This window comes from Desulfosarcina cetonica JCM 12296, assembly GCF_001311845.1.
Classification (GTDB): domain Bacteria; phylum Desulfobacterota; class Desulfobacteria; order Desulfobacterales; family Desulfosarcinaceae; genus Desulfosarcina; species Desulfosarcina cetonica.
Genome location: NZ_BBCC01000481.1, coordinates 1 through 1,030, shown reverse-complemented (window position 1 = coordinate 1,030; position 1,030 = coordinate 1). Strand labels below are relative to the sequence as shown.

At 51.3% G+C, this 1,030-nt stretch carries 1 protein-coding gene; it reads right to left on the bottom strand.

Annotated features, from left to right (window positions below):
• Nucleotides 1-142: 142 nt before the first annotated feature.
• Entirely contained in the window at nucleotides 143-811 is a 669-nt protein-coding gene (locus JCM12296_RS35110) for a DUF6431 domain-containing protein (protein ID WP_054702826.1), read from the bottom strand.
• Nucleotides 812-1,030 lie beyond the last annotated feature (219 nt).

Here is a 1,030-nt window from a genome sequence, read left to right as displayed (position 1 = left end):
CTCCTTGAGAAACCGGTTCGTCGCATTCTCGTCGATTTCTCCGAAAATTACCGGACTTAAGAGATCGCACCAAAAGATGGCCCATTTTTCTTGTTTTTTGTCCACTGCTCACCTCCTTTGATGTCTTGGAGGTGATCCTACCTCAGGTGAACGCGCAGCGTATTGCCAGGTTGGTGAAAATCGACAGGTTGAAGGTGGCCTTAAAAAAAGCCTCGACGGTGATCAGCCGCAAGCAACTGAGCAGCTGCTTTTTACGGGACGGATGTTTGTATTTGCCATTCGCAATCGTCAGTTGGGCCAAATCGCGGTATGCCCGTGTGGCCGGGTTTTCCTGGCCGATCAGGTTCAAGGCCGTTTGCGTGGTGTGGACCAGCTTTGAGAGCGCCGTCACCCACCGGTGCACCGTTGATGGTGCAAGACTTTTTTCTCCACCGGGATATCCTGCGACACTGAACTGCTCCATGTCCATGACCGCCTGTTGATAAGTGATTGTATCGGATGCGAAATAGTTTCCGGTAAATCCCATGATCGATTGACGGGTGTAGTGCTTATGCGGAAGGGCAAAATCGGGATAATAGGGAACCGTCTTCTTGCAGGCCGGACAACGGAAACGGACCAACGGCGCATATTCGGGTTGAACGGTCATGTCGACGATAATCAAAAAACGGCGTTCCCGATAGGCGTGGATCTTAAAGTAGCATGCGGCAAGACCGCATTGGGTACAGTCGGGCAAGCGATGGGGTTTGATTTGGTTCTTTTCGACGAGCTTCAGATATGCTGTAATGTCTTCACGTGTCGCTGTTGGCGGCATAGGGGGTATCCTTTTTTGGTGGTTGGGGGTTGTGGTGACCTTCCCATTTACCAAAGGGGATGCCCCATTTCAATTGGCGGGGTAGCCTGGACTATCGTCCCAATTCATAAAACCGAACTGATCTGGCGGGGTACCAAGACCTTGCGGGATAGCTATCTGGCGGGGTTGCTGGGTATATCATTTTGGGACTTCCAGAATCAGATATTCTGAGAGGTAGCA